The organism is Streptomyces axinellae (genome assembly GCF_039532135.1).
GTDB lineage: Bacteria > Actinomycetota > Actinomycetes > Streptomycetales > Streptomycetaceae > Streptomyces > Streptomyces axinellae.
In genome coordinates, this window is sequence record NZ_BAAARJ010000012.1 from 80290 (window position 1) to 106345 (window position 26056).

Genomic DNA, 26056 nt, shown 5'->3' on the forward strand with positions numbered 1-26056 from the left:
CCCGAGAAGCACCGGTAGCCCCCAGGTCCTGAGCTCTCGCCCCTCTATGTTCTCCTGCCCGTCCTTGGGCCCTGGGTGCTACCGCCGCCCTTGCGGCGGATCTTGATGTCGCGCATGTCCGTGACCGCGAGCCGCAGGATCCGGTGCGGGTGGCCGTGGGCTTCCAGTGCCTCGGTGGCGCGCAGTGCGGCCCAGCCTTCCTCGTCGGCCCCCTGGCCCCCGGCGGGCGGGGGTACCTGGCAGCGGAAGGTGAAGGCCGACAGACTGCTGTCGCAGGTGAAGGTGCCTGCTTCTGTGAAGGACGCACCGAACCCGGCCGCCTCCTTGAGCAGGGCGGCCCGCCCGGTCTCGTCCAGCTCCCCGAAGGCCCCCCGGATGGTTACCCGGAACACGGTCAGTCCTCCCGCACGGCGTAGGTGAAGGCGCGTCCGCCGAGCATTTCCTCGACGGCGTCCAGAAGTCCGAGCAGGTCGGCGGAGATCTCCTCCGGCGTCATCCCGGCGACGACGCGGCGGCCGATCTCGGCGAAGACCAGCGAGTGGAACCAGCCGATCTGGCTGACGGCGGCGCACAGTTCGGGGTCGTCCCGCGCTGCTCCGGTCTCCTCTGCGAGCAGTTCGGCGAGCGCGTCGTTCATCTGTCCGCCCAGGTCTCCCAGGCGTGCGGTGAGGGTGGGGGCCGCGCGCATCATCTCGAAGACCGGCCCGAACCCTTCGGTCAGGCCCAGCTTCTTCTCCCGCCGTCGCAGCTCCTCGCGCAGCCGTTCCAGCACCGCGCGAGCGGGTGAGGCGCCGGCGGGGCGCGCGCGGACGATTTCGGCGAGCCGGGACGGGGAGGCCTCCTCGGGCGGCAGGACGAGGTCCTCCTTCGCCTCGAAGTAGTTGTAGAGGGTGTTGACCGATACCTCCGATTCGGCCGCGACCTCGGCGATCGTGACCTTGTCGAAGCCCCGCTCGACGAACAGCCCCATCGCCACCTGGTGGATCCGTTGTCTCGTCTGCCGCTTCTTGCGCTCCCGAAGCCCTTCGCTCATGCCTGGAAGTCTAACCCGACTGTAAAACTGAACTGCATTGCAAATTGAGAACGCGCTGTGCTTTTATCGGGTCATGACCACGACCCCGCCGCCACCCGGCGCCATGCCCTCCGGCACGCCCCCCACCGGCTCCGGCCACGCGCACCCGCCGCCCTCCGGCCGGCCTGCGGCCCTCGACATCAGGGGCCTGACCCGCACCTACGCCCTCGCCTCGGGGCAGGTGCACGCTGTGCGCGGCATCGATCTGACCGTCGCGCGCGGCGAGATCCTCGGCTTCCTCGGCCCGAACGGCGCGGGGAAGACCACCACCTTGCGGATGCTCGTCACGCTGCTACCGCCCAGCGGGGGAGAGGCCCGCGTCGCCGGGCACGATCTGCGCGCCGACCCCGCGGCCGTACGCGCCCGCATCGGCTACGTCGCCCAGGCCGGCGGCCTCGACCCCGCGTGCGGCGTACGCGAGGAACTCCTCACCCAGGCCCGGCTGCACCGTATGACCAGGCCCCAGGCCCGGCAGCGCGCCGGTGAACTGGCCGAAGAGCTGGCGCTGACAGCGCTGTTGGACCGGCCGACCGCCGCGCTCTCCGGTGGCCAGCGGCGCCGGCTGGAGATCGCACTCGGGCTCGTCCACCGCCCCGAGGTCCTCTTCCTCGACGAGCCCACCACGGGCCTCGACCCCGTCAGTCGGGCGGAACTGTGGCAGCTGGTGCGCCGTATCCGCCGTGACCACGGCACCACCGTCTTCCTCACCACCCACTACCTGGACGAGGCGGACGCGCTCTGCGACCGCGTCGTCGTCATCGACGAGGGCCGCACCATCGCCGAGGGCACCCCCGCGGCGCTCAAGCGGCAGTACGCCCCCGGAGCCGACGGCACCCTTCAAGACGCCTTCCTGGCCCTCACCGGCCGGGGCCCGGCGCATGAACCCGTGGCCGTCTGAACCACCGGGCACCGCCTTCCCCGGCAGCCGTCGAGCTGCCCTTCCCCGTGGCCGCCAGGCCACCCCGACTACCCGACGGACACACCGTGACCACCAGCATCCCGGCCCCCACCCCGCCCGCGACACCCGCACGCGGGCGCCTTCGCACCGACATCGGTATCGTCTTCGGCCGCTGCCTGCGTGCCACCTTGCGCTCCAAGACCAACATGGTGTTCGGCATGTTGCAGCCGCTGCTCTTCCTCGCCCTCTTCGGCCCGCTCCTCACCCGCCTCGACCTGGGTGTCTCCGGCTCCTCCTGGCAGACGCTGGTTCCGGGGGTGCTTGTCCAACTCGCGCTGCTCGGCGGCTCGTTCGTCGGCCTGGGCATGTTGATGGAGCGCAACCTGGGCGTGATCGACCGCATGCGGGTCACACCCGTCAGCCCCGCCGCGCTGCTGCTGGGCCGCACTCTGCGCGACGTCGTCCAGCTCACCGCCCAGGCCGTGCTGCTCGTCCTGCTCGGACTCGCGCTGGGCTTGCGCGCTTCACCGGTCGGTGTGCTGGCGGGTCTCGTCCTCGTCGCGGTGCTGTCGGGCGCGCTGGCAGCGCTCTCCCACGGGCTGGCGATGCATGTGCGCACCCCGCCCGAGTTCGCCGCCGTCGCCAACACCGCCGGCATGCCGCTGATGCTGCTCGCGGGATTGCTGCTGCCCATGAACCTCGCCCCCGGCTGGCTCGACGGCGTCTCCCGCGCAGTCCCGTTCCGCTACACCGTCGATGCCGTACGGGAGGTCTTCCGCGGTCACTTCACCACCGGGACGGTGGTCGCGGGAGCCGTGGTCACCCTCGCCTTCGCCGCGGTGTGCCTGCTGGCCGCCACGCGGCTGTTCGCCCGCGCCAGGCGCTGACCCCCCAGCCGTGGTGCCTGCGAGGACGGCCGGCCGCCGGCTGCTGAGTACGCCACCATCAGCGCCACCACCACGGCTACCGCCACCGGCGCGGGGCCGGTCCCGCCCGGCCCACGAGCGGACCTCACCCCTCCGGCAGCCGCGTGACGAGGTCCGCCCTCGGTCAGCCGCGTGACGAGATCACGCCCAGCGTGACCAGCACCAGTACGACCCACGAGAACCACAGCCATCCGCTGGCCCCCAGCGCCGCCGTGTACGCCGTCACCACCACCAGGGCCACCACCGTGCCGATGGTCATCGCCTTCGCGGAGGCCGTCATGCGCGTCGTCCCGGGCATCACAGCACCACCCTCCTCCCGGCGGCCCCGGGACGTACGGGTCGCGCACGCGCGAGGGCCGCGGCCAGATCCCCATCGTCACCCGGCCACGGCCCCGCGCGCTACTGCACGGCAGCGCTACACGACCCCCACGCCGCATTCACACACCGCGCTCCCGCTCCCGGGCGGGCCGCGCCGACCTGGCGACCGGTCCGGCCCCGCGCTCACGAGCCGGTGCGCACGAGCCCGGTCTCACTGCCCCCGGGCCTGGAGGGAGGCGAGATACGCGTTGTAGGCGGTCAGCTCCTTGTCACCGTCCCGGTCCGCCTTGCGGTCGGAGCGGCGGGCCTGCCGCTGCTCGGTGAAGTACCACTGGAAGACCAGGGCCACCAGCACGATCACCGACGGGATCTCGCTGAACGCCCAGGCGATGCCGCCCGCCGCCGACTGATCGGACAGCGCGCTCACCCCCAGCGAGGCGGGCGGATGCGCGTAGGTGCCGACCATCGGCTCGGACGCCATCATCAACGCGATGCCGAAGAACGCGTGGAAGGGCATCCCCGCGAACAGCTCCAGCATCCGCATCACGTAGCCGGGGCGGTGCGGGCCGGGGTCCACGCCCATGATCGGCCAGAAGAAGACCAGGCCCACCGCGAGGAAGTGCACCATCATCGCGATGTGGCCCGCCTTGGAGCCCATCAGGAAGTCGAACAGCGGCGTGAAGTACAGCGCGTACAGGCTCGCGATGAACAGCGGAATGGTGAACGCCGGATGCGTGATCACCCTCATGTAGCGGCTGTGCAGCAGTGCCACCAGCACTTCGCGCGGGCCGGCGCGTCCTCCCCGCGAGCGGTTGCCCGACGGCAGCGTGCGCAGCAGCAGCGTCACCGGCGCGCCCAGCAGCAGCAGGATCGGCGACAGCATGCTGATCACCATGTGCTGCACCATGTGGACGCTGAACAGCACCATTCCATAGTCGTTGAGCGCCGTGCACATCACCAGTGCCACGGTCAGCACACCCACGACGAAGGCGACCGTACGCGCGGGCGCCCACGCGTCCCCCCGCCTGCGCAGCCGGACGACGCCCCACCCGTAGAGGGCCAGCGCCAGCAAGCACCCCACCAGGAAGAACGGCTCGCCAGAGAACTCCAGCCCGCGTGCGAGCGTGAAGGGCGGCAGATCCATCATCATACCGTGCGCGCCGTGATCCATCCGAACTCTCCCACAACCGACCGATACGCCCGCACCAGACTAGAACCGCCCGTGCGGGCCGCCCTCGCCGGGGCGGTCCGCACGGGCGGTTCTCCCATGTGAACTCCGTGGTCCGTAAGCCAACTCCGCGGCAGGCGAACCGGGGTGCGCCGGATCAGGCGGGCTGGGTCGCCGCGGCGATACGCTCCTGGCGCAGCGCCTCATACCACCGGTCGTCGGTCGGCGGCAGCGCGTTCACATCGAGGGCCAGCTTGATCAGCAGATCGGCGATCTGCGGATTGCGCGCCAGCACCGGGCCGTGCATGTACGTACCGAAGACGGTGCCGTTGTACGCGCCCTCGGTACCGTCACCCGTTCCGTTGCCCTTGCCCAGACGGACCCGGGCCAGGGGGCGTGCGGACGGGCCCAGGTGGGTGATGCCCTGGTGGTTCTCGAACCCGGTCAGCTGCGGCAGCCGCAGGTTGTCGTCCATGTCGGCCAGTACGTCGCCCACGCACCGCTCGCCCTCGCCCCGGGTGCTGGTCACATCCAGCAGCCCCAGGCCCATGGAGCGCTCGCCCAGGTCGTTGACGAACTCACGACCGAGGATCTGGTAGCCCGCGCACACCGAGAAGACGATCGCCCCGTTGTCCACCGCGCGGTTCAGGCCGCCGTCGCGCAGCAGCCGCTCGGCCGCCAGCCGCTGCGGCCGGTCCTCGCCGCCGCCGATCAGGTAGATGTCGCCGGAGGTGGGGAGCGGCTGGTCCGAGCGGACGTCCACGCGCTGGACGTCCAGCCCGCGCTGCCGCGCGCGCCGCTCCACCACGAGCGCGTTGCCCTGGTCGCCGTAGGTGCTCAGCAGGTCGGGGTAGATCCACACCAGACGCAGACTCGTGTCACTCATGCCGCCAGCTCCTTGAGCGGATCGATGGGTCGGAAGACCGATGGGTGGGAGGACCGGAATTCCGCCGAGGGGGAAGACCGGGGGACCGGTGGGGGGAAGTAGGTGGAAGAGGGGGGCGACACGGCTCAGTTGCCGACGGCGCGGCGCAGGTCCTGGAACGCGGTGTAGTTGGCGATCGTCTCGATGCGCCCCGGCGGGCATCTGCGCACCGCGTCCTGGGCGTCCTCGCACACCTGGAACTGGACGCCCGCCACCTCCAGCCGCACCGCCAGATCCAGCTTCCGGTCGCCGATCACGCAGATCGGGTGCCCGGACAGCCGACCGTAATCGACGTCCCACAGCCACGAGGTGTCGGTGCCGTCCGCGCCCCGCGCGTTCACGGAGAGGATCACCGGCGTCGGCGGCGGGTCGATCAGCGAGAACGTCTCCAGCCAGCCGGCCGGGTTCTTGGCCAGCAGCAGCCTCATGTCGCGGCCCTGGAACTGCACCACGTCATAGCGCCCGGCCACGGCCTTGACCGAGTACATCCGCTCCAGCGCGGTCTGCGGCGGCACTCCGAAGGCCGCGGCGACCGCGGCCGAGGTCGCGGCGTTCGCCTTGTTGGCCCGGCCGGGAAGCTGGAGGTGGATGGGCCAGGCGGAGCCGTGCGGGTCCAGTACGTGGTCGCCTGAGAGCGCCCAGCTGGGGGTCGGGCGGCGGAAGCCGCACTCCCCGCAGAACCAGTCGTCGCCCGGCCGCTGCATGACGCCGCCGCATGCCGGGCAGGACCAGGCGTCGTCCTTCCACTCCTGGCCGGCGGCCACCCACACCACGTTCGGCGAGGAGGAGGCCGCCCACACCACGAGCGGGTCGTCCGCGTTGGCCACGATGACGGCCTTCTGGCCGGAGAGACCTTCGCGCCACCGCTCGGCCAGCATGCGGGTCTCCGCGGCGCGGTCGAGCTGGTCACGCGAGAGGTTCAGCAGCGCTATGGCCTTCGGCGTCACATCCCTGGCGACACCGGCGAGGTACTTCTCGTCCACCTCGATCACGCCGTAGCGGGCGTCCGAGCCGCCGGCGAGCGCGGAGGTGATACCGGCGGGCATGTTGGCGCCCAGCGCGTTGGAGACGACCTCGCCGTTGGCCCGCAGCGCCTCGGCGATCAGCCGGGTCGTCGTCGTCTTGCCGTTGGTCGCCGAGACCAGGACCACATCCAGATGCTGGGCCAGCCTCTGCAGCAGGTCGGGGTCGAGCCTGAGTGCCACCTTGCCGCCGATCACCGACCCGCTGCCGCGGCCCGCCGCCCGCGACACCGCCGCGGCGGCCCTGCCCGCCGTCACGGCCAGCTTGGACCGCGGCGACAGCGGCTCCGTGTTGCCTGCCATCGTGTCTGAACCTCCTTGCCCCTCGCGTAGAAGAGCAGCCTACCGAGATCACAGGCCGGCCCGGACCGCGCCACCCCTGCGAAGATCACCGGCGTGGACGTCAACGTAGGCTGACGCCATGCGACGCGGCCCCATCCCCGGCGGAACCGGCGCCGTACGGCCCCTTCGCACGTACGGCGACCCGGTCCTGCACGCACCCAGCCGCGAGGTCACACCGGCCGACCGGCCACTGGCGGGCCTGGTGGAGGACATGTTCGCGACGATGTACGCGGCACGCGGCGTCGGCCTGGCGGCGTGCCAGATCGGCGTACCGCTGCGGGTGTTCGTCTACGACTGCCCCGACGACGAGGACCGTCGCCACCGCGGGCACGTCATCAACCCGCGCCTGGTGAGTACCGGCGGCGTGACCGTGCGCGGTCCCGAGGGCTGTCTGTCGCTGCCGGGCCTGGAGGCCCCCACCCCGCGCGCGGATCTGGCCGTCATCGAGGGCGAGGACCTGCACGGCAGCCCGGTAAGCGTGGAGGGCGAGGGATTCTTCGCGCGCTGTCTCCAGCACGAGTTCGACCACCTCGACGGCGGCCTCTACACCGACAGGCTCTCCGGGCTGCGCCGCCGGCGCACCCTGCGGGCTGTGCGCCGCGCGGCGTGGTCGGGCCCCCTGCCGGCCGAGCCCGGGTCCGCTCTCCTCCAGGACGCCCCGGCTATTCCGCCGCGAGGCTGAGCCGGGCCGCGTATCCGTACGCGTCGGATCCCGTACCCGCCCGGCCGCGAGGGCGGCAGCGCGGCGGGCTCCGCCGCTCAGAAGCCGGGGCCGCCCATCCTGTCGCCCGCCGCTGCCAGCCTGCCCCACAGCAGGTCGGCCAGGTGGCGCACCAACCGCTTGCGGTCACAGGGCTGTTCACGCAGCCACCAGTCGCCGGCCGCGTGCATCATGCCGACGATCCCGTGCCCCCACACCCGGGCCAGTTCCTCGCCCTCGGGGCCGAGGTCCAGTCGCTCGGCGATCACCTTGGCCAGCTCCTCGCCCAGCCGCCGCAGCAGCGGGGCCGTGTGCTGCCCCGCTGCGAAGCCCCGCTCGCTGCCGGGGGACTCCTCGGCAGGGTGCATCAGGAACCGGTAGACCTGGGGGCGGGCTTCGATGGCCGCCAGATAGGTCTCCAGGGTCGCCTCGACGCGCTCGCGCCGGTCGCTGGGCGCATCCAGCGCCGCGCGCAGCGCGTCCAGCAGCGCGTCGGTGTGCCGTACGGCGAGCGCGCGGTAGAGCCCTCCCTTGTCGCCGAAGTGCCGGTAGAGGATGGGCTTGGTGATGCCCGCCTCGGCGGCGATCGCGTTCATCGAGGCGCCGGGCCCCTCCCGCAGGACGACCCTGTCCGCGGCCTCCAGCAGCTCTCCGCGCCGGCGTTCGGCGGCGTGCTGCCGCTCGTCCTCCCGCGTGTTGTCCATGGTGCGTCTCTCCCCGCCCTGACCGGCTACCCCCCTGAGCAGCGCAACAACGTAACACTGCCGTCTGCGTGCGCGGGCGGGGAAGGGGAGTTGACAGCCGCTACTCACGGGTAACAGACTGAGTATTACCGATGGTAACGAGTTGCTGAGACTGGCGGAGGACCCCGACGATGGCCGATACCGAGTTCGCACTGGATCTCAACGACGACCAGAAGGAAGTCCGGGACTGGGTGCACGGGTTCGCCGCCGACGTGATCCGCCCCGCGGCTGCCGAATGGGACGAGCGCGAGGAGACCCCCTGGCCGGTCATCCAGGAGGCCGCCAAGATCGGCCTGTACTCCCTCGACTTCTACGCCCAGCAGTACTTCGACCCCACCGGCCTCGGCATCCCCATGACCATGGAGGAGCTGTTCTGGGGAGACGCGGGCATCGCCTTGTCCATCGTCGGCACCGGCCTGGCCGCCGTGGGGGTCCTCGCCAACGGCACCGAGGAGCAGATCGGCACCTGGGTCCCGCAGATGTACGGGGACGCCGACAACGTGAAGGTCGCCGCCTTCTGCAGCTCCGAGCCGGACGCCGGCTCGGACGTGTCCGCCATGCGCACCCGCGCCGTCTACGACGAGGCCAAGGACGAGTGGGTCCTGGACGGCACCAAGACCTGGGCCACCAACGGCGGCATCGCCGATGTCCACGTCATCGTCGCCAGCGTCGATCCCGAACTGGGCTCCAAGGGCCACGCCTCCTTCATCGTCCCGCCGGGCACGCCGGGTCTCGCACAGGGGCAGAAGTTCAAGAAGCACGGCATCCGGGCCTCCCACACCGCAGAGGTCGTCCTCGACGGCGTCCGCGTCCCCGGATCCTGCCTGCTCGGCGGCAAGGACAAGCTCGACGAGCGCCTGGCCCGCACGCGGGAGCGGGCGCGAAAGGCGGAGCAGGGGGCCGGGGGGAAGGATGCCGGGGCGAGGGTGAAGAACGCCGCCATGGCCACCTTCGAAGCCTCCCGCCCCGCTGTCGGCGCGATGGCCGTGGGTACCGCGCGGGCCGCCTACGAGGTCGCCCTCGACTACGCCAGGACCCGCAGTCAGTTCGGCCGCCCCATCATCGACAATCAGGGTGTCGCCTTCCAACTGGCCGATATGCGCACCCAGATCGACGCGGCCCGCCTGCTGGTGTGGCGCGCCTCGTGGATGGGCGTCACCGGCAAGCCCTTCGAGTCGGCCGAGGGCTCCATGTCCAAGCTGTTCGCCAGCGAGACGGCCAAGAAGGTCACTGCCCAGGCCATCCAGATCCTCGGCGGCAACGGCTACACCCGCGAATACCCCGTCGAGCGCATGCACCGCGACGCCGCGATCTACTCGATATTCGAAGGCACCAGCGAGATCCAGCGCCTGGTCATCTCCCGCACCCTCTCGGGCATGCCCATCCGGTAGGCCCCATCCCCGACCCCGACACCCGATCCCGGTCCTCGGTCTCTGAGCCCCGGCCGCCGGTCCGCCCCTCCGCGCCGACGGCGCCGGGGCCATGCGATGCGCGGGGCCCGGCGCGGTCCCCGCGCGGTTCAGCGGGGTCTTGGGGCGGTGTGTCCCATCATCTCCGTGGCCTCGGTGAACGAGATGCCCAGGTCCTCGTGGAGGATCCGGGTGTCGTCCGTGTGCCCGGCCGGTGAGTGTCCCGCCGCCGCCGTCTCCTCCGGTGCCTGCGCGCTGGTGCGGATGTGACGGGTCAGCAGCATCCAGGCAAAGGCATTGGTATGCGGGCTGCGCAGCGCCTGTTCCCACTTCTGGGCCAGCTCGTCGAACGCCATCCGCACCACGATGTCCGCGGTCTCCGGGTCGGCCAGCCGACTGCGCGCGTACTGCTGGTAGCGGCTTTGGTAGAGCGCGCGGAAAGCGGCGAATTCCACGGAGACGGCCTCGTGCGGAAAGGCGGTGGAGCCTTCTGCGCCGCCTCGCGCTTCGCGTGCTTCCCGGTCCGGGGGCTCCTGCGGATGCCCGTGCGGGCGTTCGTTCGCGGAGCGTCCCCGCCTCTTCCTCGGCCCGGTCTCCCCGTACGTCTCCCCGTACGCGGGGACTTGCCGCCCCCGCTGTTCGCGCGAGGAGGGTGAGTGCATGTTCACCGTTGTCTTTCCCCCTCTCATCCCTCCGTCGCCATCCCCTTTCGCCGGAAGCTACCTGTCGTGCAGCCGCCACGCCACGGCTGCCCGCCGCATGCAAATTCACCGTCAATTGCACGAAGGAGGGCGGGAGTTGCGTATCTCCGCCACTTCGAACTGGCTGCCGATGTAGAGCCTATTTCCGTATCCTGTGTGAACGCGGAAGGCTGCTTTCTGACCGACTCCGAGCGGTCTGCTTCGGGAGTTGCCCGCTCGGTCTCGCTGCTCGAACTAGCGCACGTCTGCCGCGCGGGCGGCACCCACGGGATATTTCACCGGGCCGGGGGACCGGGCGCCCATGCGTTCGTTTCTCCGGCCCGTTTGCGGTTGGCGCCATAGTGGTGCCATAGTGGCGCCATGGATATCACGCCGTATGTCGACACCCTCCGCCGTGAACTGGCCCTGGCCGCGGAGGCCGGAGGCGAGGAGACCCGGGAGGCGGGCGAGCGCCTGGTGGCCTCACTGGAATCCGGAGTACGGCTGGTGCTGCTGGAAGCCCTGTCGGCCGCCGCCGGCGAGATCACCGGCGAACTCGCCCCCGGGTCCGTGGATGTCCGACTGCGGGGCCGGGACCCCGAGTTCGTCGTCACCCCCGCCCCCCAGGACGACTGGGCGGCCGACACCCCCGCCCCGGCCCCCGCCCCGCTCCCGGCTCCCCCTTCGGACCTCGCCGCCGGGGCCGAGGAGATCTCCCGGATCAACCTCCGCCTCCCCGCCCATCTCAAGAGCCGGGCGGAGGAGGCAGCCGCCCGCGAGGGCCTCTCGCTGAACGCCTGGCTGGTGCGCGTCGTCGGACGCGGAGTGGAGCCGGCCGGCGGCACCGGCCCCGCATCCGGGGCCCTGGGCGGACCGGGAGGCGCGGTGCGGGGCCAGGGCTATACGGGATGGGTGCGCTGAGGGGGCCGATCCGGCCGGCGGCGGGGAGCCCTCGCGGCGGCCGGGCTTTCGGCCGGGCACAGACGGGGAGCAGAGGGGAGACGGACGGGGAGGGGCGACTCCCGTCGAGTACGCGCGGCCCGCCACTGTCCGCGGCGGGCCGCACATGCCTGACGGGAGTCAGCAGGTGACGACCTTGCCGTAGGAGCCCATGCCCCAGTGCCACGTCCACGCCTCACCGTTCTGGTAGGTCAGGCACTTCGAGTCGGGGCCGTTGTTGATGACCACCTTCAGGTGCATGGCCTTTCCGCAGTCGTTGCCGACGGTCACAGTCTTCTTGTGCTTGATGACGTCGCGCCGTACGCAGGCCGGTGCCGTGCCCTGGACGGTCACCTTCGGGGCGGCGGCTTTGCCGGGGGCCGACGGTGCCACGGCTGCGGGCGCGGCCACGGCGGGCGCGGCGGACAGAGCGGCTCCGCCGCCGAGGGCCACCACGGCGGCGGCGAGGGCGAAGCTCTTACGGATGGGGTGGAGCATGGCCGGAGTCCTCTCCGAGTGCGGTACAGATGCGGGAAACCGTCCGGCGCACGAGACGGAGCACGCCCGCCGGGCGCCACGGCTCTACCCCCTGTCGGATTGCCGTATCCTGCGATTCACCCCCCGCTTATCCGTGCGAATCCCCTGGTAGCGGCCATGTTTCCGGCTCTGTCGCTGTTACCGGTCCCGGTCCCGGTCCCGGTCCCGGCGCTGGACGTACAGCCGGTTGCCCTTCGGCCCGGTCCACTCCAGCCGCACCACACCGGGCACGGCGGACTCGTCCAGGCGGGAGGGGTTGGACCAGTGGCCGAAGTTCGGGTTGCGGAAGAACGTCGCCCACAGCCGGCCGTCGCGGTCGGTGAAGAAGTTGTTGTGTCCGGCGCCGACCCCTGCCGTCCACCTCTTGGAATACGGGCCCTCGAAGTGATCCGCTACGGCGACGACCGCGTCGTACTGGTACTGCACGCGGCCCGTGCCCGGTGTGTCGTAGGCGTGCCGGGTGCTGCCGTCGGCGTTGATGGACGACCGGTTCCACGCGGCGTGCAGGAGGTAGTACTTGCCCGAGTGCCGGAAGACGTAGGCGCCTTCGAGGTACGGCTCGGGGGAGTAGCGCGACTGCTGGAACTTCGGCAGGTCCGTCGTCGGGACGATGTCCTCCATGTCGTGGCGGAACTTCGCGTACAGGTCGTTGTGCAGGACGAGCCACGCCTCGTCGCCCTCGCTGTAGAGGCTGCCGTCGATGTGGAAGTAGGCGCCGGGTTCGATGAAGTCCGGCCCCCCGGTGAACGATTCGCCGAAGGGCTTCTCGCGGTTGCCCTGGGCCAGCCGGTAGGGGCCCTCGACCCCGCCTTCGCTCACCAGCAGGAACGAACCGACCTTCCGGGAGTGGTCGCCCATGCACGCGACCATGTACCAGGTGCCGCGGAAGTAGTGCAGCTCCGGTGCCCATGCCTGGCCGCGCTTGCCGAACTTCTCGTCGTGCCAGTACTCCTGCCACTTGGCGACGACCGTGCGGCCGGGCCGGTTCTCGTCCACGAACTCGGGCGACCACACCTTGCCCTTCTCGGCGTGCGGCCGGATGCCGGTGGTGTCGGCCAGCTTCCACGGGCCCCGCAGGGAGCGGGCCACCCACACGAAGATGCCGTCGTTCCAGGGGGCGGCTGCTTCGAGGCCCGGGACCCGGGTGGTGCCGGTGGCGACGTAGAGGGGGCGGCCATCGACGGTGAAGCAGTTGACGTAGGTGTCCCGCATCCAGACCTGCCCGCGTTCCTTGTCGCGGGGGCGCAGTTCGAGAGGGAGGACGAAGGAGTTGTCCTTGCGGGGCCACAGGTCCAGCCGGGCGTCCGCGAGGCCGTAGGGCGAGAGGTCGGGCCGGTTCGACGGGTAGATCCCCCGCGACCGGCCGGTGTTGGCGGAGGCGGCCTGTGCGGCCTCGTGTGACGGCTGTGCCGCCGAAGCTGCCTGGGCGGCGGTGGCGGGCAGTGCCGCGGCCACCCCCAGGGACCCGGCACCGGCCAGCAGGGAACGTCGGGCGAGGTGCGACCTGTTCTTGGAGCTGGTCATCAGTCACGTCCTTCTTCGTCGTCCAGGGCGCCGGTGCCCTGCCTGGGGGGACCGGCGGGGTGAGGAGGTGCCATGTGCTGCGAGCGCGCCGTGCAGGCGGGGGTGGGAGGCGACGAGGCCACGGCTGCGGGGCCGGTGCGGGGCTTCGCGAAGTGGCCGTACGGGATCGCCCTGGAGTGGCATGCCGCACAGCATGCGAACGGCCGCTGATTTTCGTCAACACTGCGGAAAAATAATCCGGAGGCCCTGGTGTGCCGGACGGTCGGCTCGGTGTGACAACTCCGCAGGCAGCGGGGGGTGTTGACAGGTGGCTTCGGTAATCACGATTGAGTAACGGTCTCCCTGTCCGGGTCGCGGTCCGGGTCGGCGGGCCGGCGGCGCCTCCGTTCCGGGTGGGGCCATGAAGGGGCGGGGCGTGGAGAGGGCGGGGTGCGAGGGGAGGGGTGGGGCGGGCGAAGCGGAAGGCTGGAAAGGTCCGTTGGGAGATGCGCCTCCTGATAGCTTCTACAGTCCTGTAGATACCCCACGCCCGGCCGCTCGCCGCTGCTGGGCGTCCTCACTCTGTGGAGCACTTTCATGGCCCTGTGGGACCGCCTCAAGGAATCCGCCCAGACGATGCAGGCCCAACTGGAGGCGAAGAAGAACGACTTGAAGAGCGGCGCCTTCCGCGATGCGAGCATGGCCATGTGCGCGCTGGTCGCCGCCGCGGACGGCTCCATCGACCAGGCCGAACGCCAGCGGGTCGCCCAGCTCATCGCCGCCAACGATGTGCTGCGCAACTTCGCCGCCGAGGACCTGCGGCAGCGCTTCGAGGGCTACTTGGACAAGCTCACGGCCGACTTCGAGTTCGGCAAGGTGGGCATCCTCCAGGAGATCGCCAAGGTGAAGAAGAAGCCCACCGAGGCTCGTGCCGTGATCCAGATCGGCATCGTCATCGGCGGCGCCGACGGTGACTTCGACGCCACCGAGAGGAGTGTCGTGCGCGAGGCGTGCTTCACCCTTGAGATCCCGCCGGGGGACTTCGACCTCTGACCTCTGACCTCTGATCTCTGCCGCCGCCGCACCCGTCGGCTGTCGGGGCTGCCGAGTCCTGACTCCGTCCGCATCCGGCGGGGACTTCCCTTGCCGGCCGGTGCGGCGGCGGTCCGGTTCGCGCGCCCGGCCCCGTCCTTCGGTCCGCGGAGCACTCTTCCGGGGCTGCGGGGCGGGGCGGCGCGGCACCCTCAACAGGAGAGCAAGTTAGGTTAGGCTAAGCTAACGCTCCATGAGGGTTGGTGATCACGCCGCCACCGCCACGCGTCCTCCGCGCGGCCGTGCGCTGGCAGCCGAAGGTATGACGGTGGCGTACGACGGCATCGACGTCGTGCATGAGGCCGCACTCGCGCTCAGGCCGGGGGAGATCACCGCACTGGTGGGCCCGAACGGCAGCGGGAAGTCCACACTCCTGCGCACCCTGGCGCGGTTGCAGCGCGCCCGGCACGGCACACTCACCCTCGATGCCGCGACCGACGGACTCGCCCTCACCTCCCGTGAGTTCGCCCGCCATGTCGCCCTGCTCACCCAGGGGCGCCCGACCCCCGGCGGCCTCACCGTCCGCGACCTCGTCGAGTTCGGCCGCTACCCGCACCGCGGCCGCTGGGGCGGACAGGACCGCGGCGGCGGCGCGGCGGTGGACCGGGCCCTGGCCATGACCGGCGTCGCGGACCTGGCGGAACGCGGCGCCGAGCACCTGTCCGGCGGCCAGCTCCAGCGCGTATGGCTCGCGAGCTGCCTCGCCCAGGAGACCGGCGTCCTCCTCCTGGACGAGCCCACGACCTACCTCGACCTCCGCTACCAGGTCGAACTCCTGGATCTGATCCGCGACCTGGCGGACGAGCACGCGATCGCGGTCGGGGTCGTCCTGCACGACCTCGACCAGGCAGCCGCCGTCGCCGACCGGATCGCCCTGCTCCACGCCGGGCGTATCACCGCCGACGGCGCACCCGCGCACGTGCTGACCCCCGAGCGCCTGACCGACGCCTACGGCATCCGGATCGACGTGACCACCGACCCCCTGACCGGCCGGCTGCGCACCCGCGCGATCGGCCGTCATCACACGCGAAACGAAAGGCCCGGCACCACCCCATGAGACGCCTCCTCCTCACCGCGTCCGCCGCCACCACGATGGCACTCGCCCTGACCGGCTGCGGGACGACCGAAGCCGCCCCGGGCAGCTCGGACAAAAGCTCCGGCCGCATCACGCTCACCGATGCGACCGGCGCGAAAGTGACCCTCGACGGCCCCGCCAAGAAGGTCGTCGGAACCGAGTGGGACGTCGTCGAGCACCTCATCTCGCTCGGTGTCGAACCCGCCGGGGTCGCCGACGTCAAGGGCTACAAGACGTGGAACTCGGCCGTGCCGCTCAAGAGCACGCCCGAGGACATCGGCACTCGCGGCGAGCCGAGCATGGACACCGTCGCCTCCCTCGAACCGGATCTCATCGTCGCGACCACCGACCTGCCCACCTCGGCCGTCAAGCAGCTGCGGAAGGTCGCCCCGGTCCTCGCGGTACGGTCCGCCGACACATCCGGTCAGATCGCACAGATGAACAAGAACCTCGACCTCATCGCCGAGGCCACCGGAAAGAAGCAGCGGGCCGACACCGTCAAGAAGAAGTTCGCCGCGAAGATCGCGGCGGGCCGGAAGGCCCTCAAGGACGCCGGCCGCGACGGCACGAAGATCGCCTTCGCCGACGGCTATGTCACCGCCAACCAGGTCTCCATCCGCTCCTACACCAGCCGCTCCCTCATCGGAGCCGTCAACGAGGAACTCGGCCTCGAAAACGCCTGGAAGGCCAAGGGCGACAAGAAGTACGGGCTCGCCACCACGGACGTGGAAGGGCTCACCGGCCTCGGCGATGTCCCATTCGCCCACATAGCGGCCGAGGAGGACAGCAGCGACCCGTTCGGCCACGAGCTGACGAAGAACGCGACCTGGAAATCCCTGCCGTTCGTGAAGAACGACGACGTGCACCGACTGCCCGGCGGCATCTGGATGTTCGGCGGCCCCGGGGCAATGGGGGCCTACGCCGACGCCATCGTCGATGCGCTGAAGAAGTAGCGCCGTGGCCGTCACCGCGACGACCGCCCCCGCCGCCCGCCCCGCGACATCCGCGTCGAAGGCGGGCCCGGCCGTGGTCACCGCCGCGCTCCTCCTCCTCGTCGCGGCCCTCGCCGTCGTCGATCTCACCCAGGGCTCGGCCGCCGTCGGCGCGGGCCAGGTGTGGAGGGCGCTCACCGGGCAGGCGGGTCAGGGCGACGTGTCCGTCGTCATCGCCTCGCGCCTGCCCCGGGCGGGCGCGGGCATCCTGGTCGGCGTCTGTCTCGGGGCCGCGGGCGCCGCCTTGCAGGCCGTCACCCGCAATGTGCTCGCCGCGCCGGACACCCTCGCGGTGAACGCCGGCTCCTACCTCGCCCTCGGACTGCTCGCCGTCACCGGGGTCTCGGTGCCCTTCCTCGCCTCCTCGGGCATCGCCTTCGCCGGAGGGCTCGCGGCGGCAGCGGCCGTCCTCGCGCTGTCCGGTCCCGGCGCCGGAAGTGTCCGGCTCGTCCTGGCCGGGAGCGCCCTCGCGCTGGGCGCCGCCTCCGTCACCCAGGCGCTGCTCCTGCTCTTCCCCGAACGGACCGAGGGCCTCTACCAGTGGAACCAGGGCAGCATCGGCCAGAACGGGCCCGGGGGAGTCGCGCAGTTGGCGCCCGTAGCGCTCCTCGGTCTCCTCGGGCTGCTGCTCATCGCCCGCCGTCTGGACGCCCTCGCGCTCGGGGACGACACGGCCCGCGGGCTCGGCGTCCCGGTCCGCGGCACCCGCGTCACCGCCGTCGTGTGCGCGGCGCTGCTGTCCACGGCGGCGGTGACACTGGCCGGGCCGATCGGCTTCATCGGACTGTGCGCCCCCGCGCTGGTGCGTCCGCTCGCGCGCCGGTACCGGGCGTTCGTCCGCTCGCGGACGCGCATCCTCGTCACCGGTCTGGCCGGTGCCGCGCTCGTGCTCGGCTCCGATGTGCTGCTGCGGGCCGCCGTCGGCCCCGAGCCGGCGGTCGCGGTGCCCACCGGATCGGTCACCGGCGTGGTCGGCGCCGGGTTCCTGGTCGTGATGGCCCTCCGCACCCGGGACAGTGGCGGCACGGCGGCGGGGGACCGGCTGCGCATCCCGAGCCGGGCCGCGTTCCTGGTCACCGTGGTCGTCCTCGTGGCCCTCGTCATCGGTGTGACCATCGCGGCCGTGCTGCTGGGCGATGCCAAGCTCCTCCTCGGCGACGTCATCAACTGGGCACAGGGAAGGGCGGGCAGGACCGTCACCTTCATCCTCGACACCCGATTGCCGCGCGTCCTCGCCGCTCTGCTCGCGGGCGCGGCGCTCGCCCTGGCGGGCACGCTGGTGCAGGCCGTGACGCGCAACCCGCTCGCGGAACCCGGCGTACTCGGCGTCTCCGGCGGGGCGGCCCTGGGCGCTGTCCTCGTCGTCACCACGGTGCCGGCGGCCGGCTCGTGGGGCGTCGCCGGTGCGGCGTTCCTGGGCGCCTCGGTCACCGCGCTGCTCGTCTTCGGGCTCGCCGCCCGCGGCGGCTTCCAGCACAACCGGCTCGTCCTCGTCGGCGTCGGGGTATCGGCCGGAACGAGTGCGCTGATCAGCTTGTTCATCGTCCTCACCGACCCGTTCAACGCGACGAAGGCGCTCACCTGGCTCTCCGGATCGACGTACGGGCGGACCCTGCCCGATGTGCTGCCGCTCGCCGCCGTCCTCGCCGCCGGTACCGTCATGGCCCTTGCCCGGCGCAAAGAGCTGGACCTCGTGTCGCTCGACGACGACACCCCCGGACTCCTGGGGCTGCCGCCGGCCCGCGCACGCTTCGGCTTCCTCGTGGTGAGCGTGCTCCTCAGCGCCACCGCCGTCGCGGCGGCCGGCACGATCGGATTCGTGGGACTCGTGGCACCGCACGCGGCCCGCGCCCTGGCGGGCCGCCGCCATGTACGGGCCCTGCCCGCCGCGATGCTCCTGGGGGCGGCGCTCGTCGGCGTCGCCGACCTGCTCGGCCGCACGGTCATCGCCCCGGCCCAGCTCGGCGCGGGCCTGATGACGGCCGTGGTCGGAACGCCCTATTTCCTCCACCTCCTCATCCGGAGCCGGCGGTAGGGGCCCGAACTCTCAGCGCGGGGGCGGGATTTCGCCCGAGCCGCGGGCAATGAGCCGCGTCGGCCGGCAGACCGTACGGGGCTCGTCATCGGCCCCCGCGAGACGGCGGAAGAGCAACTGGGCGGCGCTGCGCCCCAGATCCGCCGGGTTCTGCGCGACGACGGTGACCGGGGGCGAGAGCAGGTCGGCCAGCTCGAAGTCGTCGAACCCGACGAGCGCGGCCCGCCCCCGCCGCTCCGGCGCCGCCAGCACCCGTACCAGCGTGACCGTCACCCGGTTGTTACCCGAGAAGAAGGCGGTGACCGGCTCGCCGCCGCCCTGCCCCTCCAGCATTCTGGCGGCGTCGGCGCGCACCCTGTCCGGCTCCGTCCCGCCCAGCGCCACCCACGAGTCCGCCACCGGGAGACCGGCCTCCGCCATCGCGGCGCGGTAGCCCCGCAGCCGCTCCCTGGCGGTGTGGATGCGCGGCTGGTCGCCGATGAAGCCGATGCGGCGGTGCCCGTGCGCGATCAGATGGGCCACGCCGGAGCGTGCCCCGTCGAAGCTCTCGGAGAGCACCATGTCCGCTTTGATGTGCCCCGGCGGACGATCGACGAAGACGGTGGCGATGCCCGCCGCGATCTCCGGAGCGAGATAGCGGTGGTCTTCGCTCGCGGGCACGATGACCAGCCCGTCCACCCGCCGCGCGCACAAGGCGAGCGCCAACTCGCGCTCCCGTGCCGGGTCCTCGGCACTGGATCCGTTGATCAGCAGCGCGCCGTGCGCCCTGGCCACCTCCTCGACGGCCCGGCTGAGCGGCGCATAGAAGGGGTCGGCCAGATCCTCCAGGATCAGCCCCACACTGGCGGTGCTGCCCTTGCGCAGCACCCGCGCGCTGTCGTTGCGCCGGAAGCCGAGCGCGGTGATGGCCTCCTGCACGCGCCGCTCGGTATCGGTGGAGACCCCCGCCTCCTCGTTGACGACCCGCGAGACGGTCTTGAGGCCGACACCCGCGCGGGCCGCGACATCCTTCATGGTCGGACGGCTGGCGTGACGGCGCTGTCCGCCTGCCCGGGGGGCCGCGGCTTCCGGACCACCGCTACGGGCGGAGGCCGCGGGTCGGGAAGCTCCGGGGCCTGCGGAACGGGCGGGGGCGGGGGTGTCGGCCACGGGTCCTGTCCTTGTCGGCGGTCGGGGGCCCGCCAGCATAGCCCGGGCCCCCGTCGGGCTGGACAACGTTGTCAGAAGTGGCAAGACTTGTCCGGTCCGCCCCCGCTCCCAGCGGGTCCGCCCACCGCCCGCGCAGGAGACGACCGACCATGCCCCAGGACCTCGTCGCCGCGCTCGACATCGGCGGCACCAAGATCGCAGGCGCCCTGGTGGACGCCGGCGGCAGTCTGCTCGTCCGCACCCAGCGGCCCACCCCCGCCCGGGAGAGCGCGGAGCGGATGAGCGCCACCGCTGACGACGTGCTCGGCGAGCTGACCTCCGCGCCCGAGTGGCAGCGGGTCCGCGCGCTCGGCATCGGCAGCGCCGGGCCTGTGGACGCGAAGGCCGGTACGGTCAGCCCGGTCAACATCCCCGTCTGGCGCGACCACCCGCTCGTCGCGGGGGTGCGCGAACGCACGGGCGGATTGCCGGTCTCCCTGGTCGGGGACGGCGTGGCCATCGCCGCCGCCGAGCACTGGCAGGGCGCGGCGCGCGGGCGCGCGGGAGCCTTGTGCATGGTCGTCTCCACCGGCGTCGGCGGCGGCCTCGTCCTCGACGGCGCCCTCCACCCCGGGCCCACCGGCAACGCCGGGCACATCGGGCACATCAGCGTCGATATGGACGGCGAGCTGTGCCCCTGCGGGTCACGGGGATGCGTGGAGACCCTCGCGAGCGGAACCAACATCGCGCGCCACGCGCTCGACTCGGGCTGGCGTCCGGGGCCCGGCCAGGACGCCACCGCGGCCGGGGTCGCCGCAGCGGCCCGCGCGGGCGACCCGCTCGCCCGAGCCGCGTACGCCCGTGCCGCGCGCGCCCTGGCGGCGGCGATCGCGGCCACCGCGACCCTGGTCGAGATCGAGATCGCCGTCATCGGCGGCGGAGTGGCCCGCGCGGGCGAGGTGCTGTTCGAGCCGCTGCGCGAGGAACTGAAGCGCTACGCCACCCTCTCCTTCGTCCAGGGCCTCGACCTGGCCCCCGCCACCACCGGCACGGACGCCGGACTCGTCGGCGCCGCGGCGGCCGGGTGGAAGCTGCTGGACGTCCAGGTGGCCTGAGCGGGCGGACCGGCCGCCGACGGCACCCCGGACCCGCACGTACCCTCCTCAGTGCCGTTGACGAGAGCATCTGATGAGGAGAACCGTCTGTGACCGCCGAGGAAGCCCGCCGCGAGCGGTACGCCGTGGCCCTGTACCGCACCCTCGGGTTCAGCGCGGAGCGCCATCCCTGGGCGGGGCTGTCACCGGCCAGACGTGACATCTGGTACCAGCGGGCCGAAGCGGCCATGGCCGTGGCGGACGAGGAGATCGCGGAAGGGCTCGCCGCCGCCGCAGCCAACGCCGCTGCCGACACCGATACCGACTCGACGCGGAGAGGGAATGCGGCGAGATCGGCCGAGGGCGACCCCGAAGGCCGTGCGTAGGACCGTGCCGTCGATGTCGCCGGCTTCGGGATCGCCGCGCGCACGGTGATTTCACGCACGGACTGACCCGCCCCGGCTCCGGGGAAGGGAACGGGAAGCGGCGCAGATTGGTAGCGCACTTGACTGGGGGGCAAGGGGTCGCTGGTTCAAATCCTGTCGTCCCGAGGGTGAAGTACAAGTCCCGAGGGGTCCTTCGGGGCCCCTCTGGATCGTCTCCAGAGACGCCGTCTCACAATTACTCACAAACGGGCTGTTGATCAAGGTAAGCCGAGCGGTTCGGCCAGCTTCTCCGAACCCCCTACAGCGGGAGGCGATCATGGAGATACAGCACGGTCTCGAAGGCGTCATGGCTGCCGACGAGTTGGCTCCAGGGCAGCGCGTCGGTAGCGAGTTCAGAGCGGCAGCCACGCAAGCCGGACTGTTCTTGCGCGCACACATCGCAAGGTTGGAGGACAGAGACCTGGCCACCAGCGTGCAGGGGTGGCTGGGGCCTCACCAAAACGCAACCGCCGCGCGCACATCGCTGGACGCGCTTCAGGATCAGCTGAGCCGCCAACTTCGAAGCCTCTACGCGGATCAGTAAGCAGGGCGACCGCCGCGATCAGGCGAGCAGGAGATGTCCGTAGTCGGCCAGCACTTCGCGCGCCTCGGGCACGTCCTCGTACTCCTTCAGCCGGTGCAGGACCGTACGGGCCCGCTCCGCCGTGCGCTCCGAGGAGAGATCCCCGGACGTGTCGATGACGCGGCGGGCCTCTTCGGCGGCCTGCCCGGGTTCGTTCGCGTCGGCCAGTGCCACGGCCAGCCATGACCGGTACAGCGCGACCTCCCGGGCGTGCGTGGCGTCGTAGCGCCCCAGCACGTCCTGGAGCAGCGGCACCGCGCGCAGCGGGCGGCGCAGCTCGGTGAACACCCGGGCATCCATGACTTCCAGCTCCTCACGGTTCACCCAGTACGCCCACGTCGGCACCGGAGGGCCGTCGGTGACGTCCAGGGCGGCGTGGGCCTCCCCGAGCGCCCGCAGGGCCGGTTGTGCCTCCCCGGCACGTGTGTGCGCCCACGCCACGCGGTCCAGGAACAGGGCGCGGGTTGCGGCCGGAGCGTCTGGTCCGGCCTCCGCAACGGCCGCCTTCGCCAGCTCCAGGCCCTCCCGCTCCCGGCCGCTGTTCGTCAGGTGGTAGCCGAGGCTGCCCGCGAGCTGTGCCACCAGCGGCGCGTCCCCGGCCTGGCGGGCGGCCGAGAGCCCGAGCCGGTAGGCGTGCTCCGCGTCCTCACCCCGACCGGCGTCGGAGGCGATCCATCCGGCGATCTGACCCAACTCCCCGATCTGCACGAGCAGGCCGTGCCCCGTCTCCTCGGAGTGCTCGGACTCGCGGTACAGGCGGACGGCGGCGCGCAGCTCGCGGAAGGCGGGGGCGATCAGGTCACCGCCGGACAGTACGTCGTCCGCGAGCCGGAGGCCGTGGACGCGAGCCGCCAGACCATCCACGGTGGTGGCGCCGATCCGACGGCCACGGGGGGCTGCCAGGGGCTCCAGAGCCTCCCCGTCGGGCAGCAAGTCTGCGAGGGTGGCCGCGACTCCGGGAAGGGTGGCCTGGGCGCCCCGGGCGTACGCGGCGGCCTGCTCCAGCTCACGCAGCGGCACGCCGAGCACCTGGGCGAAGGTGGGGAGCCACACGTCCGGGATGCGCTCCCCGCGTTCCCACCGGGAGACCTCGTTCCGCGTGATCGACTGGGCGCCGGACACGGCGCACAGCACGGCGGCGAACTGCCGCTGCGAGCGGCCGGAGTGCCGCCGCAGACCGGCGAGGTAGGCGCCGAACTCGCGGCGCCGCTCGGTGGTGTCGCTCATGGTGGCCCCCTTCTGTATCCAGTGTGGCCCCTCCCTGGCCCCCTGGTTGGCTCCTCCGCATGATCACGCCTCCCGGTTACCTGAACGCGAAGCGCCCCGGCGACCGCGCGAACGGCCCCGGGGCTGGCCGATCTGAAGGAAGCAGACCGACATGCCGCAACCTACAACCCGGGCCCGCCAGACCGGGCACCCCGGGTACAGCGAAACCCTGCCGAGGCAACCCGAGAGCGCAGCCACAGCCCGGCGTCTGCTTCGTACCGCCTGTGCCGTCTGGGGGCTGGACGCATTGGCCGAGGACGGGGCGCTGATCGTCTCCGAGCTGGTGGCCAACGCCGTGCAGCACGCCCGGCGGGAGTCCATCCGAGTCGTCATCGACCGCCCCGACGCCGCGCGGGTACGTGTCGGCGTCGCGGATCTCTCCCGGGTGCGGCCGGTGGAGCGCGAGGCGCACGACAACGGAGAGGGCGGGCGCGGTCTGCGTCTCGTGGCGGCGCTGGCCGCCGACTGGGGCACGGACGAGCGGCGCTGGGGCAAGATCGTGTGGGCGGACCTGGATGGGCGCGGGTGACGACGGGAGAGGCCCCCGGCCGCAGTGCGGCCCGTGCCCATCTGTCGCAGTTGATCGAGCTGTTCGGCACGGACGGATGCTTGCGGATCAGTACGGCCTCTGCTGAACCCGGCCTGCCCGTCGTCGGCGGAGAGTCGGAGGACGACGAGCAGAACTGACTGCCCGAAAGCGCTGAGAAGCCCCGGCCGGTGAACTCCACCGAGCCGGGGCTTCGTCGTCTCACGGCCGTCTCACACAGGTCTCACGAACTGCAAGAACGGACGTGGAATTTATGGCCCTGACCTGGACGTTTCCGATCTCCCTGGATCTCCCTGGATCTCCCGGCCCACCTGGACGGTGTTTCGTTTCACCGGGGGTCGAGTGCGCCGGGCGGGCGACGGGCCGAACGGAAGGGCCAGGTCGGGTCAGGCCGGGCCCCGGCGGCCGGGGGGACGCCGCGCCTGCTTCGGTCACAGCTCGTGTTTGCCGTGGCGCAGCGGCTCGGTGGGCTCGGCCGCGCTCGCCGGGCCGACCGGGGAGGAGCCGGAGCTGTCCGCGGGGATGTCGGGACCAGATGCCCGGGCGTCGCCCGCGGAGGGCTCCGCGCCGGCGTCCAGCTGGTCCAGACGCGCGGTGAGGACTTCCTTCACCGGCGTGCGGTCCGCGTGTGCGCGCTCGTACTCCAGTAGCTGCCGCACCTCACCGGCGCCCAGCGACCTGATCCGGTGCTCCACGCTCGCCACCGGCAACTGGTCGTAGTCGGGAAGGGGCAGCGCGTTCGACTGCTGTGCTGACATGGGGTTCCGGCCTCCTTGGTGCCGCGGATTCCGGTCTGTGTGTCCTCCTGGACAGGGGGCTCCCGTACCAGGATGCGGCGCCGCGGACCGCGCCGCAGTCCGGCGGGTAACCGCGGCGGCGCCCCGCACACCTCCGCGATCACCGGGCGCCGGGACGGGGCGCGGGGGCTGCCGCGGTATCGGTGTCGGGCCCGCGGGCCACGGCGCGTGCGTAGGCCGACGGCGGGACGCCGACCGCGGCGGTGAAGTCGCGCACCAGATGCGCCTGGTCGCTGTAGCCCAGTCCGGCGGCCAGCGCGCCCCAGTCGATACCGGGCCCGGCCGTGGCGAGCTCCATCGCCTCGTGTACGCGGTAGCGCAGAATCACCCACTTCGGGCTCACTCCCACATAAGTGGCGAACAGCCGTTGGAGGGTGCGCACCGAGACGCCCTCCTCCCGGGCCAGCCGCTCGACGCGTGCTACGGAGCGGTCCGTACGGACGCGGTGCGCCAGTACCATCGCGCGCTCCGCCACCGGATCCGGCGCGGGGGCCAGGGAGAGCAGAAGGGCATCCAGCGCGGCGACTCTCGCGTCCTCGTCCTCGGGGTCCAGGACGCGGGCGGGCTGTCCCTCCGTTCCGGGGAACACCCGGGAAAGCGGAAGCTGTTGGCCGGTGAAGGCGGACAGCGGGCGGGGCGGGGTCAGGAAGGGCCGGAAGCCGCCAGGGCGGAACTGGACCCCGCACACCCGCCCCACCCCTGCCAGCTTCGTGGTGTACAAGCCGGTGCCGACCCCCGCCACCGAGCCGGAATCCGGCGCGCGACCGGCCGCGCCGCGCCGCTCCAGAACGACGTTCACACACGGGTGCGGCACCACCTGCGAGACATACGGCTCGGTCAGATCCCAGTCGATCAGCCAGTAGTGCTCGACCCAGCGGCGCAGCGGCCCGGCCGCGGCCCGCCGGCGGAAGTGGACTCGCGCCAGCAGCCCGTGGGCCGCCACGATGCCCCCGGTGTCCTCGCGCGGGTGCCCCGCACGCCCCGGCAGCGCCGGGCCGCCCGGGCTCCCCGGCAGCGGAGCCGCAGCACGGGCACCTGAGTGGCCCCGCTCTGCGGACCTCGGCCGCGCGCTCCGCGCTCCCGGCGCCTCGGCCCGCGCGCTCCCCGCTCCCTGGGCGCCTGCGGGCGCGTCCTGTGCCCGCGCACCTTCCTGACCTGCCATGGCGGCGATGCTATGTCGCGTTTCTTCAAGCCGCAGCACCCTCGTGCGCCATAGCGTCGCCCCCATGACCCACGACATCTCCGCCCTGATGGACAGCGCCGCCCGTGCCACGGCGCCCGTCGTACGCGGCATCACCGACGAACAGCTCGCCGCCCCTACGCCGTGCAGCGAGTACGACGTACGGGACCTGCTCAACCACCTCTTGCACGTCGTCATCGAGTTCCAGAAGCTGGCGGCCAGGCGGGCGGCCGACTTCAAGACCGTTCCCGACCGGCTGACGGGGGAGTGGCGCGCCCGCTTCGAGGAGGAGACCGACCGGCTCGTCGCCGCGTGGTCGGTCCCCGACGCGCTGGAGGGCGTCTCCCCCGGTATGGGGCTGCCCCAGCGCACCGTCGCGTACATGGCGCTGGGCGACTTGGCCGTCCACGGCTGGGACCTGGCCCGCGCCACCGGGCAGGACTACACGCCCGCCGAGGCGGCTGTCGCCGAACTGGTCCCCGTCTTCGAGCAGTTGGCGCCGATGGCCCGGAAGGGAGGCGTCTTCGGCGCAGAGGTGCCCGCGCCACCCGGCGCAGGCCCCTTCGAAATCCTCCTCGCGGCCACCGGCCGGGACCCGGGCTGGACCCCCACCACGCACGGCTGACCCTTCCTCGCTCCGCTCCGCTGCTCTCCTCCTCG

At 72.1% G+C, this 26056-nt stretch carries 29 protein-coding genes; 15 read left to right on the plus strand and 14 right to left on the minus strand.

The genetic code is table 11. From position 1 onward, the window contains the following. Positions 1 to 44: 44 nt before the first annotated feature. Together ABD339_RS19095 and ABD339_RS19100 are read right to left on the minus strand one after the other, a co-directional pair. Complete coding sequence (locus ABD339_RS19095) at positions 45 to 392, minus strand: DUF6204 family protein (protein WP_344567582.1); 348 nt, start codon at positions 390 to 392, stop codon at positions 45 to 47. Positions 393 to 394: 2 nt separating this feature from the next. Beyond that, positions 395 to 1033 carry a TetR/AcrR family transcriptional regulator gene (locus ABD339_RS19100; protein WP_344567583.1) on the minus strand — a complete coding sequence of 213 codons (639 nt, stop codon included), beginning with the start codon at positions 1031 to 1033 and terminating at the stop codon, positions 395 to 397. A gap of 73 nt (positions 1034 to 1106) precedes the next feature. On the opposite strand from ABD339_RS19100, the gene ABD339_RS19105 reads away from it, so the two are divergent. Both ABD339_RS19105 and ABD339_RS19110 read left to right on the plus strand, forming a co-directional pair. After that, the gene (locus ABD339_RS19105) at positions 1107 to 1970 is read left to right on the plus strand and encodes an ABC transporter ATP-binding protein (protein WP_344567584.1); all 864 of its coding nucleotides are present in this window, start codon (positions 1107 to 1109) and stop codon (positions 1968 to 1970) included. 86 nt (positions 1971 to 2056) lie between these two features. Continuing rightward, entirely contained in the window at positions 2057 to 2857 is an 801-nt protein-coding gene (locus ABD339_RS19110) for an ABC transporter permease (RefSeq protein WP_425576029.1), read from the plus strand. 163 nt (positions 2858 to 3020) lie between these two features. On the opposite strand, the gene ABD339_RS19115 is transcribed toward ABD339_RS19110, so the two are convergent. The 4 genes from ABD339_RS19115 to ABD339_RS19130 all read right to left on the minus strand — a co-directional run bounded on the left by ABD339_RS19115 (position 3021) and on the right by ABD339_RS19130 (position 6632). Then, a complete protein-coding gene (locus ABD339_RS19115; protein ID WP_344567585.1) occupies positions 3021 to 3194 on the minus strand; it encodes a hypothetical protein in 174 nt (57 codons plus the stop codon). 231 nt (positions 3195 to 3425) lie between these two features. Further along, the gene (locus ABD339_RS19120; protein WP_344567586.1) at positions 3426 to 4385 is read right to left on the minus strand and encodes a cytochrome c oxidase assembly protein; all 960 of its coding nucleotides are present in this window, start codon (positions 4383 to 4385) and stop codon (positions 3426 to 3428) included. A 154-nt stretch (positions 4386 to 4539) separates the two neighbouring features. Next, the gene (locus tag ABD339_RS19125; protein WP_344567587.1) at positions 4540 to 5268 is read right to left on the minus strand and encodes a type 1 glutamine amidotransferase; all 729 of its coding nucleotides are present in this window, start codon (positions 5266 to 5268) and stop codon (positions 4540 to 4542) included. 125 nt (positions 5269 to 5393) lie between these two features. Further along, positions 5394 to 6632 carry a MurT ligase domain-containing protein gene (locus tag ABD339_RS19130; protein ID WP_344567588.1) on the minus strand — a complete coding sequence of 413 codons (1239 nt, stop codon included), beginning with the start codon at positions 6630 to 6632 and terminating at the stop codon, positions 5394 to 5396. Positions 6633 to 6750: 118 nt separating this feature from the next. On the opposite strand from ABD339_RS19130, the gene def reads away from it, so the two are divergent. Then, positions 6751 to 7353 carry a peptide deformylase gene (gene def / locus ABD339_RS19135; protein WP_344567589.1) on the plus strand — a complete coding sequence of 201 codons (603 nt, stop codon included), beginning with the start codon at positions 6751 to 6753 and terminating at the stop codon, positions 7351 to 7353. 77 nt (positions 7354 to 7430) lie between these two features. On the opposite strand, the gene ABD339_RS19140 is transcribed toward def, so the two are convergent. Then, positions 7431 to 8075 carry a TetR/AcrR family transcriptional regulator gene (locus ABD339_RS19140; RefSeq protein ID WP_344567590.1) on the minus strand — a complete coding sequence of 215 codons (645 nt, stop codon included), beginning with the start codon at positions 8073 to 8075 and terminating at the stop codon, positions 7431 to 7433. Between the two features lie 170 nt (positions 8076 to 8245). On the opposite strand from ABD339_RS19140, the gene ABD339_RS19145 reads away from it, so the two are divergent. Beyond that, positions 8246 to 9505: an acyl-CoA dehydrogenase family protein gene (locus ABD339_RS19145; RefSeq protein WP_344567591.1), complete on the plus strand. Its 1260-nt coding sequence runs from the start codon at positions 8246 to 8248 to the stop codon at positions 9503 to 9505. Between the two features lie 128 nt (positions 9506 to 9633). On the opposite strand, the gene ABD339_RS19150 is transcribed toward ABD339_RS19145, so the two are convergent. Next, positions 9634 to 10185, minus strand: a complete 552-nt coding sequence (locus ABD339_RS19150; RefSeq protein ID WP_344567592.1) for a hypothetical protein — start codon at positions 10183 to 10185, stop codon at positions 9634 to 9636. Positions 10186 to 10584: 399 nt separating this feature from the next. On the opposite strand from ABD339_RS19150, the gene ABD339_RS19155 reads away from it, so the two are divergent. Beyond that, positions 10585 to 11124 carry a toxin-antitoxin system HicB family antitoxin gene (locus ABD339_RS19155; RefSeq protein ID WP_344567593.1) on the plus strand — a complete coding sequence of 180 codons (540 nt, stop codon included), beginning with the start codon at positions 10585 to 10587 and terminating at the stop codon, positions 11122 to 11124. Between the two features lie 159 nt (positions 11125 to 11283). Here ABD339_RS19155 and ABD339_RS19160 read toward each other — a convergent pair whose 3' ends face one another. After that, positions 11284 to 11640, minus strand: a complete 357-nt coding sequence (locus tag ABD339_RS19160) for a hypothetical protein (protein ID WP_344567594.1) — start codon at positions 11638 to 11640, stop codon at positions 11284 to 11286. A 177-nt stretch (positions 11641 to 11817) separates the two neighbouring features. After that, positions 11818 to 13203 carry a family 43 glycosylhydrolase gene (locus ABD339_RS19165; protein ID WP_344567595.1) on the minus strand — a complete coding sequence of 462 codons (1386 nt, stop codon included), beginning with the start codon at positions 13201 to 13203 and terminating at the stop codon, positions 11818 to 11820. A gap of 72 nt (positions 13204 to 13275) precedes the next feature. On the opposite strand from ABD339_RS19165, the gene ABD339_RS19170 reads away from it, so the two are divergent. The 5 genes from ABD339_RS19170 to ABD339_RS19190 all read left to right on the plus strand — a co-directional run bounded on the left by ABD339_RS19170 (position 13276) and on the right by ABD339_RS19190 (position 18376). Then, positions 13276 to 13413: a hypothetical protein gene (locus ABD339_RS19170; protein WP_344567596.1), complete on the plus strand. Its 138-nt coding sequence runs from the start codon at positions 13276 to 13278 to the stop codon at positions 13411 to 13413. 366 nt (positions 13414 to 13779) lie between these two features. Continuing rightward, the gene (locus ABD339_RS19175; RefSeq protein ID WP_344567597.1) at positions 13780 to 14235 is read left to right on the plus strand and encodes a tellurite resistance TerB family protein; all 456 of its coding nucleotides are present in this window, start codon (positions 13780 to 13782) and stop codon (positions 14233 to 14235) included. Positions 14236 to 14467: 232 nt separating this feature from the next. Further along, positions 14468 to 15331, plus strand: a complete 864-nt coding sequence (locus ABD339_RS19180; RefSeq protein WP_344567598.1) for an ABC transporter ATP-binding protein — start codon at positions 14468 to 14470, stop codon at positions 15329 to 15331. Then, positions 15328 to 16302 carry an ABC transporter substrate-binding protein gene (locus ABD339_RS19185; RefSeq protein WP_344567599.1) on the plus strand — a complete coding sequence of 325 codons (975 nt, stop codon included), beginning with the start codon at positions 15328 to 15330 and terminating at the stop codon, positions 16300 to 16302. Before ABD339_RS19180 ends, ABD339_RS19185 begins: the two co-directional genes overlap by 4 nt. Positions 16303 to 16306: 4 nt before the next feature. Further along, positions 16307 to 18376, plus strand: coding sequence for an iron ABC transporter permease (locus tag ABD339_RS19190; RefSeq protein WP_344567600.1), 2070 nt, complete (start codon positions 16307 to 16309; stop codon positions 18374 to 18376). Positions 18377 to 18388: 12 nt separating this feature from the next. Here ABD339_RS19190 and ABD339_RS19195 read toward each other — a convergent pair whose 3' ends face one another. Beyond that, positions 18389 to 19390 carry a LacI family DNA-binding transcriptional regulator gene (locus tag ABD339_RS19195; protein ID WP_344567601.1) on the minus strand — a complete coding sequence of 334 codons (1002 nt, stop codon included), beginning with the start codon at positions 19388 to 19390 and terminating at the stop codon, positions 18389 to 18391. A gap of 284 nt (positions 19391 to 19674) precedes the next feature. On the opposite strand from ABD339_RS19195, the gene ABD339_RS19200 reads away from it, so the two are divergent. Further along, positions 19675 to 20619, plus strand: coding sequence for an ROK family protein (locus ABD339_RS19200; protein ID WP_344567602.1), 945 nt, complete (start codon positions 19675 to 19677; stop codon positions 20617 to 20619). 89 nt (positions 20620 to 20708) lie between these two features. After that, the gene (locus tag ABD339_RS19205) at positions 20709 to 20984 is read left to right on the plus strand and encodes a hypothetical protein (protein ID WP_344567603.1); all 276 of its coding nucleotides are present in this window, start codon (positions 20709 to 20711) and stop codon (positions 20982 to 20984) included. 601 nt (positions 20985 to 21585) lie between these two features. Here ABD339_RS19205 and ABD339_RS19210 read toward each other — a convergent pair. Further along, positions 21586 to 22833: a helix-turn-helix domain-containing protein gene (locus tag ABD339_RS19210; RefSeq protein ID WP_344567604.1), complete on the minus strand. Its 1248-nt coding sequence runs from the start codon at positions 22831 to 22833 to the stop codon at positions 21586 to 21588. A 151-nt stretch (positions 22834 to 22984) separates the two neighbouring features. On the opposite strand from ABD339_RS19210, the gene ABD339_RS19215 reads away from it, so the two are divergent. Together ABD339_RS19215 and ABD339_RS19220 are read left to right on the plus strand one after the other, a co-directional pair. Then, positions 22985 to 23401 carry an ATP-binding protein gene (locus tag ABD339_RS19215; protein WP_344567605.1) on the plus strand — a complete coding sequence of 139 codons (417 nt, stop codon included), beginning with the start codon at positions 22985 to 22987 and terminating at the stop codon, positions 23399 to 23401. Next, positions 23398 to 23559: a hypothetical protein gene (locus ABD339_RS19220; protein ID WP_344567606.1), complete on the plus strand. Its 162-nt coding sequence runs from the start codon at positions 23398 to 23400 to the stop codon at positions 23557 to 23559. The genes ABD339_RS19215 and ABD339_RS19220 overlap by 4 nt, the downstream gene beginning before the upstream one ends. A gap of 291 nt (positions 23560 to 23850) precedes the next feature. On the opposite strand, the gene ABD339_RS19225 is transcribed toward ABD339_RS19220, so the two are convergent. Both ABD339_RS19225 and ABD339_RS19230 read right to left on the minus strand, forming a co-directional pair. After that, positions 23851 to 24177, minus strand: a complete 327-nt coding sequence (locus tag ABD339_RS19225; RefSeq protein WP_344567607.1) for a DUF8129 domain-containing protein — start codon at positions 24175 to 24177, stop codon at positions 23851 to 23853. A 139-nt stretch (positions 24178 to 24316) separates the two neighbouring features. Next, positions 24317 to 25378: a DUF6597 domain-containing transcriptional factor gene (locus ABD339_RS19230; protein WP_344567608.1), complete on the minus strand. Its 1062-nt coding sequence runs from the start codon at positions 25376 to 25378 to the stop codon at positions 24317 to 24319. A 64-nt stretch (positions 25379 to 25442) separates the two neighbouring features. Here ABD339_RS19230 and ABD339_RS19235 point away from each other — a divergent pair, with 64 nt between their 5' ends. Further along, a complete protein-coding gene (locus ABD339_RS19235) occupies positions 25443 to 26021 on the plus strand; it encodes a TIGR03086 family metal-binding protein (RefSeq protein WP_344567609.1) in 579 nt (192 codons plus the stop codon). Positions 26022 to 26056 lie beyond the last annotated feature (35 nt).